At 59.6% G+C, this 15326-nt stretch carries 12 protein-coding genes and 1 riboswitch; of the genes, 4 read left to right on the forward strand and 8 right to left on the reverse strand.

From position 1 onward, the window contains the following. Positions 1 to 502: 502 nt before the first annotated feature. From FYJ43_RS11545 to FYJ43_RS12380, 3 genes are all read right to left on the reverse strand, one after another. Positions 503 to 2590 (reverse strand): ABC transporter permease family protein, encoded by a 2088-nt coding sequence (locus FYJ43_RS11545; RefSeq protein WP_154565160.1) that lies wholly within the window; start codon positions 2588 to 2590, stop codon positions 503 to 505. A gap of 68 nt (positions 2591 to 2658) precedes the next feature. After that, entirely contained in the window at positions 2659 to 3342 is a 684-nt protein-coding gene (locus FYJ43_RS11550; RefSeq protein ID WP_195839992.1) for an ABC transporter ATP-binding protein, read from the reverse strand. Between the two features lie 23 nt (positions 3343 to 3365). After that, entirely contained in the window at positions 3366 to 3767 is a 402-nt protein-coding gene (locus FYJ43_RS12380) for a hypothetical protein (protein WP_229771759.1), read from the reverse strand. A 286-nt stretch (positions 3768 to 4053) separates the two neighbouring features. Between FYJ43_RS12380 and FYJ43_RS11560 the strand changes: the two genes are divergently transcribed. The 4 genes from FYJ43_RS11560 to FYJ43_RS11575 all read left to right on the forward strand — a co-directional run bounded on the left by FYJ43_RS11560 (position 4054) and on the right by FYJ43_RS11575 (position 7009). After that, a complete protein-coding gene (locus FYJ43_RS11560) occupies positions 4054 to 4980 on the forward strand; it encodes an ABC transporter substrate-binding protein (protein WP_154565046.1) in 927 nt (308 codons plus the stop codon). Between the two features lie 287 nt (positions 4981 to 5267). Continuing rightward, complete coding sequence (locus tag FYJ43_RS11565; protein ID WP_229771766.1) at positions 5268 to 5951, forward strand: amino acid ABC transporter permease; 684 nt, start codon at positions 5268 to 5270, stop codon at positions 5949 to 5951. Between the two features lie 35 nt (positions 5952 to 5986). Next, complete coding sequence (locus tag FYJ43_RS11570) at positions 5987 to 6748, forward strand: amino acid ABC transporter ATP-binding protein (protein WP_154565164.1); 762 nt, start codon at positions 5987 to 5989, stop codon at positions 6746 to 6748. A 45-nt stretch (positions 6749 to 6793) separates the two neighbouring features. Further along, on the forward strand, positions 6794 to 7009 hold the full coding sequence (locus FYJ43_RS11575; protein ID WP_154565166.1) for an RNA-binding S4 domain-containing protein: 216 nt from the start codon (positions 6794 to 6796) through the stop codon (positions 7007 to 7009). A 12-nt stretch (positions 7010 to 7021) separates the two neighbouring features. On the opposite strand, the gene FYJ43_RS11580 is transcribed toward FYJ43_RS11575, so the two are convergent. The 5 genes from FYJ43_RS11580 to FYJ43_RS11600 all read right to left on the reverse strand — a co-directional run bounded on the left by FYJ43_RS11580 (position 7022) and on the right by FYJ43_RS11600 (position 15311). Then, on the reverse strand, positions 7022 to 8497 hold the full coding sequence (locus FYJ43_RS11580) for a S8 family peptidase (protein WP_154565048.1): 1476 nt from the start codon (positions 8495 to 8497) through the stop codon (positions 7022 to 7024). Between the two features lie 173 nt (positions 8498 to 8670). Next, the gene (gene meaB / locus FYJ43_RS11585; RefSeq protein ID WP_154565050.1) at positions 8671 to 9717 is read right to left on the reverse strand and encodes a methylmalonyl Co-A mutase-associated GTPase MeaB; all 1047 of its coding nucleotides are present in this window, start codon (positions 9715 to 9717) and stop codon (positions 8671 to 8673) included. A gap of 137 nt (positions 9718 to 9854) precedes the next feature. Further along, complete coding sequence (scpA, locus tag FYJ43_RS11590) at positions 9855 to 12044, reverse strand: methylmalonyl-CoA mutase (protein ID WP_326833622.1); 2190 nt, start codon at positions 12042 to 12044, stop codon at positions 9855 to 9857. Then, positions 12041 to 13951: a methylmalonyl-CoA mutase small subunit gene (gene mutA, locus FYJ43_RS11595; RefSeq protein WP_154565052.1), complete on the reverse strand. Its 1911-nt coding sequence runs from the start codon at positions 13949 to 13951 to the stop codon at positions 12041 to 12043. Before mutA ends, scpA begins: the two co-directional genes overlap by 4 nt. A gap of 80 nt (positions 13952 to 14031) precedes the next feature. Further along, a riboswitch (cobalamin riboswitch) is annotated at positions 14032 to 14284 on the reverse strand. A gap of 70 nt (positions 14285 to 14354) precedes the next feature. Then, positions 14355 to 15311 (reverse strand): alpha/beta fold hydrolase, encoded by a 957-nt coding sequence (locus tag FYJ43_RS11600; protein ID WP_154565054.1) that lies wholly within the window; start codon positions 15309 to 15311, stop codon positions 14355 to 14357. Positions 15312 to 15326: the final 15 nt, after the last annotated feature.

Genomic DNA, 15326 nt, shown 5'->3' on the forward strand with positions numbered 1-15326 from the left:
CGTTCAAGGGTCCAAGAATCCTTTCCAGCTCGTGGAAAAGCATTTCGGCACCGATGAATCCTGCCAAGACATCGGCGAGTCGATGAAAGTGAGCATGGATTCCCTGCCTGAAGGTCTGCGCGGTCCGGGATACCGAAAAGCCGGGTTCTCCGTCACGAATCGCACCGTTACTGCAACCAACCTTGAGCCTGACACCGGTTACGTTGTGACAGTCGATGGGAGCACCCTCGGCACACTCATGGCCGACGCCCACGGATCAGGTGTGCTCAGACTGCCATTTCTGACGCCGGGAAGCCACAAGGTGGTCTTATCCCTGGCTCAGTCCGAGGTGGCCTCCTTGACCGTCAAGTCCGTGTCTACTCCTAGCCCGACGCCGACAAACGGCTCCCCTGCCCCGCACCCGAAGCCATCCAACACTTCTGGCACTGTGAGGCCGTCGCTTCCGTCAGCCAACCAATTGCCTCATACCGGGGTTTGAGCAGTCAGCGGTATCGCGCCTTGCCTACGTGGTATCTCTCACGGTTGACAGTCGAAAGCGAGGCGCAGCAGTCGCGTGGGCGGTGACGATAATGGCGATCACACTGACCGCCCACATCGTGGCAGGTAGCGCTGCAATAGTGGGGTCAAAGGATTGACTCGCGTCGGTCGATCCGATCGCGGCATTAATCGCCCAGCCAGCCAGAACACCGATGACCAGTGACATCGACTGGGCTGGCAGGATCGTGACGATCATCTGCACCACGAAGGATCTTCGCAGCACACGGGCGGGGGTACCCACAGCTTGTTGGACGGCAATGGTACGCCGCATCCCCCACCGCAATTCGACAAACGCGGCAGAACATGCCGTCAGGATCAGCAGAAATCCGGCCGCCATGCCACTGCGCATGATTCCCTGTTGCTGAATAAACACCTGTAAAGTGTCGAGATTCTCAACCCCGGCATAGACCGAATAGGACGGCGCGGCGTCGTGGAGTTGATCCACGAGACGATCGAGGTCGCCCGTTGTGGAGTCTGCCGTGAATTCCAAGATGTCCGGCGGCAGACCTGCCAGTCTCGGATCATTGCGGTCGAGCAGAGCGTCATTACCGTAGGTGACGGGCAGGTAGCTGACGGGCTTGATAATGCGGATCGTGGCGTGCTTGCCGTAGTCAAAGGTCCATGTCGATGGCGCGTCTCGTGTCGTTGCCGGCATCTTTGGACAGGGCTGCGGATCGGGATCGAAGGCGGCTAAATCGGCACAAGAAGCGGCGACGAGGGTACGGCCATCGGTGGTCAGGTACATCATGCGTCGAGGCCGGGTAATACGCCGGAGGGCTTGCTGTTCGCTGGCTGTTCGGTCAGTGAAGGGGACTTGAACGAGGACGCGGTGGGGGTCCCCTGCTGTGCTACGCGTGCCAGAAATGACGAATCCTGATCCAAATCCGGCTAGGCCAACCATGATCGTCAACGCGACCACCATCACAACGGAATCCGGATAGTGGGCGCGGGCCAGGACCAACCCGAGGCGAGTGGGCAGTCTCACCTGCTCGCGACCAGCACACCATACGACGATGACGTGGGCTGACATGACGGCACCAAGCGTTCCAAGGATCGCTCCCCCCATGATGTACCCAACGCCTTGGTCCCCCTGGCCGTTGTGAGCGAGCGCCATCGTCAGGCACATCCAGCCTTCCAGACCGATCGCAGCCACGACGAGGAGCAGACCGACGGCCCCGAGCAGATGACCGCCACGGTGGGCACGGTGGCGCGGGGGGTGGGTTGAAGCCAGCAATCTTCGCAGGATGCGACGGGCCAACTGGCCACTCACGATCACCATGATGACGACGAGCAGCCACGTCAGCCATCTCAGCCGCGCTTGCCAAGGCCACCAGGTTAGCCCGAGCACCCCACTCGATCCGAGGGCGTTGCGAACGGGAAGAGACAGTGCCAACCCGAGCAGAGCACCTAGGCCAGCAGTTCCAGAAACCTCAGCGGCGAAAACGTGCCCGCACCAGTTGGGGTCGCATCCCATGCGCACTAAGGTCTTAAACCTGTCACGGCGCGAGGCAGCCGACAGGCTCAGCGACGTCCACAACAACACGGCTGCCGGCAGCCCCACCAGTCCGGCCACCTCGATCCACACGGTACGCGACGACGCCCCAGAATCGCCGACCCTGGTCAAGCCGAAGCCCTTTAGCTCGCGGCAACCAGCCTGATCGGCAGTGGTCGTAATCGAGAACAGTTCATCGGGTGAGGCCAAGGTGGCCCGATCCATCACCACCGGATCGACCGTACCTAAGCTAGAGATTTTCACGATTCCGGCGTCCATCAACGACTTCAGACGCGGGGACACGATGGTGTGGCCAGGTTGGGGCCAGTGCTTCAGCCCTGGGGGCAACCGGTCATCGGGGTGGCTCACTATGAAACTCGTCCAGGGCGTACCGTCGACCTGTAAGTCCTGCACCTTGAACCCGGTATGTCTGCTAGTCGGCTCGTCGGGAGCAAGAATCGGAGTGCGTGCATCACGCACCTCCTGCTGCTGGGCAGCGACGCGAGGCAGGGCGATACCCACAGCTAACCCGAGCGTAGCCAAAGCCACACCAACAACCATCATCAATGATCGAGCCCAGTCATGACGACCCGCCCCGCGGCCCAATCGCAACGCCAGCCGCATACTTTTCACGACGCGCCCTCGACGATCCGACCATCCGCTAAGCGAACGATCTGAGCATGTCCTGGCAGCGTGTGCTCATCATGGGTAACCATCACCAAGGTAGAGCTTTCGGAGCGAACCAGATTGTCCAGCAGTCCGATTACGGCGTGACGGTTCGCGGTGTCCAAGGCTCCAGTGGGTTCGTCGGCCAGGACGACCTCCGGGCGATGCGCTAGGGCGCGACCCACGGCAGCACGCTGCGCCTGGCCTCCCGACACCTCGCTGGGGCGTCGCCTGCTTGCGTCTTTGAGGTCAAGGATTTCAGCAAGGGAGTCGGCACGCTTCAGCGCGTCCCGGCGTCTAGCGCCAAGGAGCTCAAGAGGCAAGGCAATGTTGTCACGCAGAGTGAGCTCGGGAACCAGCTCAGAGTTCTGAAACACCAAGCCGATCGTTCGCAACCGCCACGCCGCACGCTGTCTGTCATTCAGCCCATATATATCCACAGTGCCATGAACAACCCGGCCTCTGGTCGGCTGCGCCAAACCGGCAAGGCACATCAACAACGTCGATTTGCCCGAGCCAGAAGCACCGACAACCACGGTAACTGACCCCGGCGGCATGGCAAGCGAGACATCGTCCAATGCGAGTCGGCCCGCATGGGGAAACTGCATGGCCACGTCACAACAAGTCAGTGAATATCGATTAACCATAGAATATCCGATCCAGGCAGTCTTTACTCGCGGTATAACCGGTCGACGCAATGGTCACCGTACCAATGCTCGGCGCAGATTTGAACCCGAAGATCTGCCGCACGCAGAGTATCCCCCGGACTCACATCAGAATTGACAGCCACTTTGCCACCAACATTGACGTGACCGATTCTCGTCCACGAGTACCCTTGCTGACGGACATTGACATGACCTGAGTTAGGACCAGTTGATGCCAAGGTTCCGGTAACCCTCACCGCCTTACCAGCCCAGCCCCGATGACTCACCCCATAGGTGTATCGGCCATGAAAACTGACTTTCTGCCCCGTATCGATCCCTATGGGTCCACTAGTAGAAGCATATGCGGCAGCAGTCATTCCGACTGTCAATGCCGCAGCAACTCCAACGACAGCCGAGAATCGTTTCATTACAGCCCATCTCCTTATGATTCCACAGAACCACTTTAATCTCGTAATTAATTACACGGAGTGATAGCACGCACGCAAACCTATTCTTAGATATCGTGTCCCTTCGTCTGCAGTACATTTGCCCATTTGTACAGCTGCCAAGCAAAAGGTTCTGGTGACCCTCCCCACCTACACACGGCCCCCGACCTCCCGCCGCCACACCCACTCAACTTGAAATTATGCCGTCGTATGCATAATTATGTACCTCACGGTGTTACCCGACACCACACCAGTGAAGGAACGTCACATGAAAACCCTGCGCCACGCCGTCGGCGCCTGCATGGCCGTCGCCGCTCTCACCGTGAGCGGATGTACACACGCCTCGGAGGATTCAGCCAGCCCCGACGGTAATTCCAGCAGCACCAGCCCGGCTTCCAACGCCGAGATCATCGGATCAGTTAAGAAGGACCCGACCATCGCCGCCATGGTTCCCGACGACATCAAAAAGTCCGGAACGTTACGCAACGGCGCAGCAGCCAACTACGCGCCCGCCGAATTCATCGATACCGATGGTTCCACTGTTGTCGGCCAAGATGTCGACTACATCACCGCCGTCGGTAAGATCCTGGGGCTCAAAGTAACCACCATCAACGCGGCCTTCCCCAGTCTTATCCCCGCTATCGGGTCAAAGTACGACGTCAGTGTCTCGTCCTTCACAATTACCCCTGAGCGTCAAAAGCAGGTCACCATGACCTCGTACTTCAAAGCTGGGTTCTCGATGGCCGTCCCGAAGGGAAATCCTCAACACATCTCCCCTAACGACTTGTGCGGTCACTCCGTAGCTGTCCAAACTGGCACAGCTCAAGAAACTGCCGCCCAGCAAAAGTCGACGCAGTGCGTCAAGGCTGGCAAGAAACCCATTGATCTGCTGTCGTATGCGTCCCAGTCTGACGCCACCACAAACGTCGCCGGAGGCAAGGCAGACGTCTTGTACGCCGACTCGATCATCACCTCCTACGCCATCAAACAGACGTCCAAGCTTGAAGCTCTTGGCGGCATTACCGATGCCTCCATGTTTGGTGTCGCCACCGCCAAAAATGACGGAGGCTTATCAAAAGCCATCCAGGTCGCGACCCAAAAACTCATTGACGACGGCACCATGAAGAAATTGTTGACCGCGTGGGGTACGGAGGACGGTCTTATTGAGACCTCCGAAGTCAATCCCGAATCGTGATCACATCGAGCTGAAAGGCATTTACGGTGGTCAACCACCACGCCGATATTCCCCATCGCATTCAGGCCCGTGACGTCATACACCCCGGCACCTGGATCGCGGCCGTCATCGTCGCGATCCTTGCGCTGGCCTTTATCGAAGGCCTCGTAACGAACCCTAATTATCAATGGCCTGTTGTGTGGCTATACCTGCGCGACGTCAAAGTCATTACCGGTATCGGTTACACCATCTTGTTGACATTCGCCGCAATGCTCCTTGGAACCGCGGTAGCCCTCCTCATGGCCATTATGAGGCAGTCCCGCAATCCCGTCTTGCGTGGCGTGTCATGGGCATACATTTTTGTATTCCGAGGAGTCCCGGTGTACACACAGTTAGTGTTTTGGGGCCTGTTAGCGGTTCTATACCCCACTCTGTCTATCGGGGTGCCCTTTGGCGGTCCACAATTTGCCAGCGTCGAGACAGAAAAGGTCGTCACGGCGCTAGCCGCTGCCATCATCGGCCTCGGCCTCAATGAGGGCGCCTACCTCGCCGAGATCATCCGGGCCGGTCTTGAGTCTGTTGACGTCGGCCAAACTGAAGCGGCCAAGGCACTTGGCATGAAACCCTCTCTCATCTTGCGACGCGTCATTATTCCTCAAGCCATGCGCGTCATCATCCCACCGCTGGGTAACGAAACCATCGGCATGCTCAAGACGACGTCGCTGGTTCTTGCCGTGCCCTTCACACTCGACCTTCAGTACGCTTCCAGCGCCATCGCAAACCGCATCTACGCTCCAATCCCCCTCCTCATCGTCGCCGCCTTCTGGTATCTCGTCATGACGAGTGTCCTCATGATCGGGCAGCATTTCCTTGAGCAATACTTTGGTCGTGGATTCAACGGAAAATCCTCGTCGAAACGTTTGCGTCGTCAAGCCGCCATTCAGGCAGCCGGGACGACGCATAAAAACATTGCCCTGGAGGTCGAGCAGTGAGTACATCTGTCGAAGCGCCCGTCGATGTCGAACCCATGGTGCATATCTCGCAACTGCACAAAGAGTTCGGCCCGCTGCACATCCTCAAGGGAATAGACCTTGACGTCGCACCGGGGGAGGTCTGCGTCCTACTTGGCCCATCAGGTTCGGGTAAATCCACCTTGTTACGCTGTATCAACCAACTGGAAACCTTCGAAGCGGGGGAAATCTGGGTCGGTGGTGAACGCGTGGGCTACGAACATGATCCGCTCCCCGACGGTCGGCTCAAAAAACTTTCTGACAAGGACATTGCCGCCCAGCGCGCCCGCATAGGAATGGTGTTTCAACGCTTTAACCTCTTTCCTCATATGACCGCCTTGGGCAACGTTATGGAGGCACCCATCAAGGTATCGGGGCTCAGCAAGGAAGAGGCTAAACCGCTGGCTATGTCTCTGTTAGACCGTGTTGGCATGGCTGATCGGGCTGACCACTACCCCGCCGAGTTGTCCGGTGGCCAGCAACAGCGCGTCGCCATTGCGCGCGCTATGGCAATGAAACCCGAACTCATGCTCTTCGACGAGCCCACCTCGGCCCTCGATCCTGAGCTTGTTGGTGACGTGCTGAGTGTCCTCAAGGATCTTGCCCGTGAAGGCATGACGATGATCGTCGTTACTCACGAGATGGGATTTGCCCGGGAAGTCGCCGACCATGTCGTGTTTATGGATGGCGGGGTCGTCGTCGAAGCTGGTTCCCCCCAGCAGGTCATTGACAACCCGAAGTCTGACCGTCTACGCGGTTTCATTGATTCCGTGCTGTGAAGTGTCGCGGTCTCATGACACAGTGACATTGTGCACGACGACCATATGATCAGGCTCGGCCAGTACCTCAAGTTCGCTAACCTCGCCGAGACTGGCGGGCAGGCCCGCGAACTCATTGCATCTGGGATGGTCAGCGTCAATGGTGAGGTAGAGACTCGACGGGGACGTCAGCTTCACCCCGGTGACGAGGTGACGGTCAGAAACGGCGGCCAGACCGTCACCGAGACTGTCGACCTCACCGAACCTGACGTCCCCTGGTAACTCTCTCCGCTATCAGGCTGGTTTAGCCGCCTGAACCGCCTCGCGAGCATCAATAATGCCGGTTCCGCACCTAGACGTGCACATGGCTGGGTTCACAGACCGCTTGAGGATCTCCTCAATCCTCGCGGGAGTCAAGCCCGGGTCGTCAGCAACCATGAGAGCAACAACACCCGAGACATGCGGAGCAGCCTGGGAGGTGCCCTCCATATATCCGTAGGCCGGGGACCCCGGAGTCGTCTTCCCGTCATTGACGGTAGACAGGATCATATCGCCGGTGCGATCATCGCCGCCCGGAGCAGAAACATCAACACCCGAACCATAATTCGAGTAGTACGACTGGGCGCCAGTCTCACCAGTCGCCCCCACGACGACCACATTGCCGCAATTAGCAGGCGTCGACTTACTCGCGTCCCTCGCCTCGTTACCAGCTGCCACCACAATGGTGGATCCGCGAGAAACAGCGCCGTCAATGGCTCGTTGATAGCTGACTGGACAGTAACTAGCCGAGCCGCCGAGACTCAAGTTAATGACTTTGGCGGGATGGGGATTAGTGGGAACACCCGGCACTTTGCCGCCAGATGCCCAGGTAATGCCATCAGCAATGTCGACGTCGGTCCCGCCGCAGTGCCCCAGCGCCCGTACCGGGAGAATTTTCGCGGCGGGAGCCGCACCAGCAACGCCTTCACCATTGTTAGTCGATGCACCAATGATGCCAGCTACGTGAGTCCCATGCCATGATGACGGGACGTCACGCCGAGTACACGTCCCAGCCCTCGTCCAGTCGCCTTCATCAGACGGGTCCGAGTCACGGCCATCACCGTCGCCGGCAGTGCTGCCGTCGGAGATGAAGTCATAGCCGGGCAGAATCTTTCCATCGAGATCCGGGTGCCTGGTAATACCGGAGTCGATGACGGCCACAGTCACTCCAGCTCCGGTGCTCGTCCTCCAGGCACCGGGGGCGTCGATTCCCTTCTCGGAGTTCAGTCCCCACTGATGATTCCAATACTGGTCGTTCGGAGCCGACGATACTGCGGCGGGGCGGACGTCACGGCTCTCATTAATCGTCATATGCAAGACGGGCTCAACGGACTCCACTTCTGGGTTGTGTTCGATCTCGGATGCAAAGGCCTTAGCCGCGGTGGCATCAAGTCCTCGAGACACTCGAACCGACATAGAGTCGTTAGCGTGAGCCACTGACTCGGTGACGTGGGCACCCCGCGCCTTCACAGCACGATCCACCGTCCCTCGCAGGGACGCAGTAGTTACATGTATCGCGGAGGAGGTACGAGCCGCCCGCGACATGCCCCGCACGGATGCCGAATGGTCCTTGAAGTGAATGACGAAACCGCTGGTGGATTGCGCGGAATCAGCGGTGCGCAGCGGCGAGGTCGTGAAGCCGGGAGCAGCGCTGCCAGGGATGGCGGTCACAGCAAGTGATGCGCCGGTGACCGCGCTGAGTAGCAAAGCCAACGTGCGACGTGATGCCATATGCCCATTCCTCTCGGTATACCGATGTTGGAATGAACATACGGCGCGACAAGGTCATGATCACGGCGTCACCCGAATATTTCTCGAATAACGATCGAGAAACATTCCCAGAGTCACGGTCACGCAAGCGTCGATGGCGAGTACGCCCACGCCGAGGGCCACTCACCCCAGGCTTATGACCCGCTCGTCAATTCCCCCTGGGCCCACGGGAGGTGCGGCACAGCGCGAGCGAATGCACGCAAAATCTCCTCGGCCCCTTCCAGAGCGCTGGTGGCTTCAATGCCTAAGCCGGCCTCAATGCGCTGCGCCGTCTGCTGGACGCTGGGGTCAGTGTCCAGCGACTCGATGATCTCGTTGCGCACCATATTCCACAGCCATTCCCGCTGCTGCTCGGTGCGACGAGCCTGAAGAGAACCGTCCTTCTCCAGATAGGCGCGATGCTCGACAACCGCCTGCCAGACCTCGTCAAGGCCCTCCTTAGTGTACGAAGAGCAGGTCAGCACCGGAACTCGACGCTTGTCCGCATCCGAGGACACAAGCCTCATAGCAATCGAGAGGTCTCGGGCGGACACTCGCGCATTACCTGCATTGTCACCGTCAGCTTTGTTGACCGCGACGACGTCGGCAAGCTCAAGGATGCCCTTCTTAATGCCCTGAAGCTGGTCTCCGGTACCGGCAACCGAAAGCATAAGGAAGGTATCAACCATCCCGGCCACAGCAACTTCAGACTGGCCGACGCCAACCGTCTCGACGAGGACGACGTTGTACCCAGCCGCCTCCATGACGATCATGGCCTCACGAGTGGCGCGGGCAACTCCGCCAAGATGGCCGCCCGACGGCGAAGGACGCACGAACGCCTCGTCACGGTTAGCGAGATCGCCCATCCGGGTGCGATCACCAAGAATTGATCCGCCAGTGCGCGTAGAAGAAGGATCGACGGCCAGGACAGCAACTTTGTAACCGTACTCATCAATGAGCTTGCCACCCATGGCGTTAATAAAGGTGGACTTGCCAGCACCGGGAACACCTGAGATGCCAACCCGGATGGCATTGCCGGTGTGCGGAGCTAACTGACGCAGCATCTCGCGCGCCTTCTCACGATGGGCCGGTTTGCTCGACTCCACCAGAGTGAGCGCCTTGGCAATGTGCTGGCGGCTCCCGGCCAGGACTTGCTCAACCAGTTCGGGGACGTCGATCGGCATGGTCACCATTTCCTTCATCGGGTGGGTACTCTTACCGTACCGTTCAACGACGACATGTTCGGCGTCAGCCCCATCCCGCTTGTTCTCAGCAGTATGCCTACAACACGTTGAGGCCTCCGGAGCTTAAGCTCCGGAGGCCTCAACGTTAATCGGACTCAGTCATCGTTGTGGGCAGCGAGCAATTTCTCCATCAACTCGACGGCAGCGTCCGGGATGACGGTGCCAGGCGGGTAGATGGCTGCTGCGCCGTCCTTACGCAGCTCGTCAAAGTCCTGGGTCGGAATGACGCCACCGACAACGATCATGATGTCGGAGCGACCAAGCTTGTCCAGTTCCTTGCGCAGTGCCGGCACCAGGGTGAGGTGTCCGGCGGCCAGCGAGGAGACACCAACGACGTGAACGTCGCCCTCAACAGCCTGTCGAGCCGTCTCCTCCGGGGTCTGGAATAGCGGGCCGACATCGACGTCCATGCCGAGATCGGCATAGGCGGTCGCGACAACTTTCTGGCCACGATCGTGACCATCCTGGCCCATCTTCGCGATCATGATGCGCGGACGACGGCCTTCCTTCTCCTCGAACTGCTTGATGAGCTCTTGGACCTTCTTGGTGGACTCAGAGTTGCCGGCTGCCTTGCTGTACACGCCCTCAATGGTACGGATCTGGGCGGTGTAGCGTCCAAAGACCTTCTCCATGGCGTCAGACATTTCACCGACAGAGGCGTTCGCACGCCCAGCTTCGATGCACAGCTTGAGCAGGTTGCGGTCAGGATCGCTGGGATCCGGGTTGGCGGCAGCCCACGTGAGCTTCTCCAACGCAGCCTGGCAGGCCTCCTCGTCGCGGTTAGCACGCAGCTGCTCAAGCTTGGCCTTCTGCTCCTTGAGCACCTGGGTGTTATCAACCTTGAGGACCTCGAGGGGCTCCTCTTCATCGAGACGGTACTTGTTGACGCCGATGAGGGGCTGACGACCGGAGTCGATACGAGCCTGGGTACGGGCAGCGGCCTCCTCAATGCGCATCTTCGGGATGCCCTTCTCAATGGCCTTGGCCATGCCACCGGCCTTCTCGACCTCCTGGATGTGAGCCCAGGCCTTGCGAGCCAGCTCAAGGGTGAGCTTCTCGACGTAGGCCGAACCGCTCCAGGGATCAATGACGCGGCAGGTGCCCGACTCCTGCTGGATGAACAGCTGAGTGTTTCGAGCGATACGAGCAGAGAAGTCGGTCGGCAAGGCGATGGCCTCGTCAAGGGAGTTGGTGTGCAGGGACTGAGTGTGTCCCTGTGTAGCTCCCATGGCCTCGACACACGTACGAATGACGTTGTTGTAGACGTCCTGGGCGGTCAGCGACCATCCCGAGGTCTGCGAGTGGGTACGCAGGCTCATCGACTTCGGATTCTTTGGCCCGAACTGGTTGACCAACTTGGCCCACAACATACGGGCCGCACGCATCTTGGCAACTTCCATGAAGAAGTTGGTGCCAATAGCCCAGAAGAAGGACAGGCGCGGTGCGAACTGGTCCACCTTCAAGCCCACCGACTCACCGGCGCGAATGTAATCGACGCCGTCGGCCAGCGTGTAGGCCATCTCGATGTCGGCAGTAGCGCCAGCCTCCTGCATGTGGTAGCCGGAGATCGAAATGGAGTTCCACTTCGGCATGTTCGCGCTGGTGTACGCGAAGATGTCGGAGATGATTCGCATCGACGGCAGCGGCGGGTAAATGTACGTGTTACGAACCATGAACTCTTTGAGAATGTCGTTCTGGATCGTTCCGGCGAGCTGCTCAGGCTTAGCGCCCTGCTCTTCGGCGGTGACAACGTACAGGGCGAGAATCGGCAGCACAGCGCCGTTCATCGTCATGGACACCGACATGCGGTCCAGCGGGATACCCGCGAAGAGCTCACGCATGTCCAGGATGGAGTCCACAGCCACACCGGCCATACCGACGTCACCGGGAACACGCGGATTGTCGGAGTCGTAACCACGGTGGGTCGGCAGGTCGAAGGCGACCGACAATCCCTTCTGACCAGCGGCTAGGTTACGGCGGTAGAAGGCGTTGGACTCCTTGGCAGTGGAGAATCCGGCGTACTGACGAATCGTCCACGGACGGAAGGCGTACATGGTGGCGTACGGACCATGTGTGAATGGCGGCAGACCAGCGTAGGTGTCCAGCCAGTCCATGTCGCTGTAGACGTCCTCGGAGTACAGGTGGCCAACCGGAATCTGCTCCGGAGTGGTCCAGGGCTCCTGCTCACCGACGGCCTCGGCCAGCTTGGCGAACTGCTCCTGCGCATCGGCAGGAACCGGAGAATCCCCGAGATTGATGGAATCGAAACGAGGCAGGGTGGTCACTTGGCAACTCCCAACGTGTCCAGAGTGGTGGTCAGGACGTCGACGACGTCCATCCCGAGGTAGATACGCCCGTCGATGACCTTCTCGGCCTCGGCAGCGTCATCACCGAATTCCTTGAAAGCACCCGACAGGTAGACCAGCTTGGCGCCAGCCTCCTTGAGGGCCTTGGCGACCTCGAGGCCCTGAGCCGCGTAAGTCTTAGCGTTCGAGCACAGGTCGGCAATCTCGGCACCAGACTCCTTGAAGGCCTTGACGACCTCCTCCGTGGTGCCTCCCTCGCATTCGGGGGTCTCCATGCCGGCGATATGCCACACCGGAGCGGAGAATCCCTCGCGAGGACCGAAGTCGCGACGAGTACCCAAACAGGCCAGGAAGACCTTCGGGCGCTCGGCGCAGGTGGCAGAGCGGTCGACGAGACCTTCAAAGACTTCCGCATCGCGATGCCACTCCAGGCCCTGACGCTCGGCGACCTCTGGGTAAGGCTTAGTCTCAACAGTCTTCGCATCGAGCAGCGGGAACTCGCTGACAGCCGTAATCGGCTGCTTGCGGGTAGCCAAGCGCTTGGCGCGCTCGTTGTTGAGCTTATCGAGCTCGGCGCGGACGTGGTCGCCAGTGAGGGCAGCAGCCATACCACCAACAGCCTCGACGGCCTGGAACTCAGCCCAACCGGCTTCCTCCAGCCTCGTGGTCAACGCCTCGACGTAGAAGGAGCCACCGGCCGGATCGTTGACGCGGCCAATGTTCGACTCCTCGGCGAGAATGATGCCGGTGTTGCGGGCGATACGGCGGGAGAAATCGCTCTTCGGCAGACCAATTGCGGCATCGAAAGGCAGGGTCGTGACGGCCTCAGCGCCACCAACAGCAGCACCGAACGTCGAGATCGTGCCACGCAAGATATTGACGTAGGGATCATCGCGAGTGAGCTCGCGCCAGCTCGTGACGGCCTCTTGGCGGGCACCACGCTTCGCAGCCGGCACCTCGAATACTTCACCAACGCGATTCCACAATGTCCGCAGAGCACGAAGGCGGGAGATGGTGAGGAACTCGTCGTGGGTGGCCGAGACTCGGAAGTTGATGGAGTCAAAGGCCTGCTCAGCCGTGAGCCCCTGTTCGATGAGTGCCCGGACGTACTCGACACCAGTCGCGATGGCCCACGCAAGTTCGTGCACATCACCAGCACCAGCATTGTGGTAGATCGTGGCATCGACGACGAACGGGCGAGAATTCTTGTATTTGTCAGTCTTCTTGACCCACTCGGCCATCCCAGACAGGTCCGGAGTGCCACCGTTAAGGGCCACAAAACCGATCGGATCCAGGCCGAGGTTAAACGACAGCTTATCGGCGTCGATCTTAGATTCCGCGTAGACGTCGAGGAGTGCTTGAGCAGCAGCTTCTTGATCGTCACGGCTGGAAACCTCAACCTTAGCCAGATCGAGCAACACATCCTTGAGATCACCAGCGATGTCCTCAGGCTTGATGGCGTCGGCTCCGACGCGCAGCCACAGGGACGTCACGCCACGCTCAAGGTCAGCGATGACAGCCTTCTTGGTAAACACGACGTCGGGATCCTCGTGAAGGGCCCGAACGTCCCACGCGTCCATGCTGCCGTCACGGATCGTGGTGCCGCGGGTGAAGGGTGGCACACCGGGAACGCCGAGCTTCTCGGGGGCATCCTGGCGCCGGTACATCGGCTCGATCTGGATGCCGTCGACCGTCGTCGGCTCGAGGCGCTTCATTCCCTGCTCAATGTTGAGTTCCTTGCCTTCGGGGCGCCCCCGGTTCAAGACCTTGAGGACCGCGTCCTCCCACTGCTCGTGGGTGACCTTCGGAAAGTCCCCGGCCAGGCTCAACTCCTCGGGCATCCTGTCCTCGACGGACTTGGATGCGAGGTTGTCAGGATCAGTCATTCGTCAGACTCCTGCTCCGCTGTGGATGGTTGGACGACCTCGGTCGGCCCTCGAGACCTCGGACGCTGTGGCACACGCGGAGTGCACCACACGCTCTGGCAGGTATTCGGACTCATGGGCACCTCGTCTGCCGACGAGTCCTACGTCACCGCTTCCCAGGCCGGAGCCCAGTGCTTGATCGTCGTCTACCTAATCCTCGGATTAGGTAGACGACGATGGTGATGTCGTTCCCACTCACCGCTGCGGGGCAGTTCCGGAGTCACACCGGATTCCCTCTTACCGCCTCAAAATCCCGGATGGGGATTCTTTGGCACCAGCACCTACGATACTAGGCCGCGCACGATCGGCGTCACACATCGGGGGTACATGTGCACGATTGTGCGTTTATGCCGAAAAAGACCCTTCAACGTGCTTTTCGCACCTGCCGGACCTGGGGCCGGTTTGCGACGGTGTTTATCCATTCGCGCAGGTGGGCATGAACGCGCCGGCGATTGACCTCATTGAGAACCTCATGACGCCCACCTGGGTAAAGGATGACGTCCACCTCGCGGGACCCGGAATCACGCAGCTGGCGAGCCACCCGTCGCACTCCTCTACCGGAATCACCCACCGGGTCTTTCGCACCAGACATCAGCAAGACCGGCAGCGTCGGCGGGGTAGCACGGAGCACCTCGGTGGAATTAGCAAGTTCAATAAGGCGCACCAACTCACGGTAAAACGCCGCAGTGCATACGAAGCCGCATAGTGGATCCTTGACGTAATCATCGATGATATGCACGTCACGAGACAACCAGTCGTAGTCGGTACGAGCTGGCTGAAAAGCCCGGTTAAAAGAACCGAATGACAGTGTATCGAGCAGCGGACTGCGGGAATCCTCGCCCATCATCAGTATCTGGGCTTGAGCTAGGCCGGTAGCAATGGTGCTCAACGGGCCGAGGGAAGAGCCAGTGCCGATGGCGACAAGGCCAGTCATCTCACGACCCCGCCTAGCTGCAAGGACGCGAGCTAAGAAAGAGCCCATGGAGTGGCCAACGAGGAACCATGGCTTACCCTCCATCAAGAAGTGGTCAGCAACAGCCGAGAGATCGTCAAGCAACTGGTGATAGCCACGATCTGGGGTAGAACCAAGCTCTCCCATAGCCGCCGCACGTGGGCCGTGGCCACGATGGTCATTGGCAATCACGAGCCAGCCGTCGTCAGCAAGAAGACCGGCTACCTCGTCATATCGAGCGGCGTACTCAGCCATCCCGTGGCACAACTGCACAAGTCCTTTTGTTGGCCGGCCTGAAACCTCCCGAGGACGCCACACGAGGATGTCGACGTCAGCTCCGTCATCAGCAGTAATGGTGATGGTGTCCATGATTCCTCCCCAGGT

Origin of the sequence: Cutibacterium porci (assembly GCF_009696315.1) — a bacterium.
Lineage (GTDB): Bacteria > Actinomycetota > Actinomycetes > Propionibacteriales > Propionibacteriaceae > Cutibacterium > Cutibacterium porci.

Bases quoted from the DNA above. Each gene is read 5' to 3' on its own strand.
- mutA (WP_154565052.1), bottom strand. From the start codon at position 13,951: ATGACTGATCCTGACAACCTCGCATCCAAGTCCGTCGAGGACAGGATG.
- FYJ43_RS11575 (WP_154565166.1), top strand. From the start codon at position 6,794: ATGATCAGGCTCGGCCAGTACCTCAAGTTCGCTAACCTCGCCGAGACT.
- FYJ43_RS11600 (WP_154565054.1), bottom strand. From the start codon at position 15,311: ATGGACACCATCACCATTACTGCTGATGACGGAGCTGACGTCGACATC.
- FYJ43_RS11570 (WP_154565164.1), top strand. From the start codon at position 5,987: ATGGTGCATATCTCGCAACTGCACAAAGAGTTCGGCCCGCTGCACATC.
- FYJ43_RS11550 (WP_195839992.1), bottom strand. From the start codon at position 3,342: ATGGTTAATCGATATTCACTGACTTGTTGTGACGTGGCCATGCAGTTT.
- FYJ43_RS12380 (WP_229771759.1), bottom strand. From the start codon at position 3,767: ATGAAACGATTCTCGGCTGTCGTTGGAGTTGCTGCGGCATTGACAGTC.
- FYJ43_RS11560 (WP_154565046.1), top strand. From the start codon at position 4,054: ATGAAAACCCTGCGCCACGCCGTCGGCGCCTGCATGGCCGTCGCCGCT.
- FYJ43_RS11545 (WP_154565160.1), bottom strand. From the start codon at position 2,590: ATGGTTGTTGGTGTGGCTTTGGCTACGCTCGGGTTAGCTGTGGGTATC.
- meaB (WP_154565050.1), bottom strand. From the start codon at position 9,717: ATGAAGGAAATGGTGACCATGCCGATCGACGTCCCCGAACTGGTTGAG.
- FYJ43_RS11565 (WP_229771766.1), top strand. From the start codon at position 5,268: ATGAGGCAGTCCCGCAATCCCGTCTTGCGTGGCGTGTCATGGGCATAC.
- FYJ43_RS11580 (WP_154565048.1), bottom strand. From the start codon at position 8,497: ATGGCATCACGTCGCACGTTGGCTTTGCTACTCAGCGCGGTCACCGGC.